Source organism: Treponema sp. R6D11 (genome assembly GCF_054786075.1).
On record NZ_BDHD01001293.1, the window covers coordinates 1 to 338 of the forward strand.

The window sequence follows — 338 nt, forward strand, 5'->3', positions numbered from 1 at the left end:
GACAATGCTGACGGGCGTACTGCTTGTTATGGCGGCGGTCATTTCAATATGTGTGATTAATTACTATAAAAACGAAACCCCTGCAACCGAAGTTGAAACTTCCACGCCTCGGAACAAGAAGAACGAACCTTTAATAGCCGTCAATGTTGAAAAGCCTGAACAGAAAAGCGAAACGCAGAGTAAAACAAAAACTGTTACGCCGTCTGTAAAAACAGAACCGGCCTCGAAAATGAATACGCCGTCCGTAAAAACTGAAACGTCCGCAAAACCTGCGAAAACCACACCCGCCGCAAACACAACCGCCGCCGTTACGCAGAGGCCGACATCAAAAACCGTAG

At 47.0% G+C, this 338-nt stretch carries 1 protein-coding gene; it reads left to right on the top strand.

The window, feature by feature from the left end; all coding sequences use genetic code 11:
• Nucleotides 1–338, top strand: a 338-nt coding sequence (locus tag ACYVTD_RS18480; protein WP_461249054.1) for a hypothetical protein, incomplete at both ends; no start/stop codon positions are given.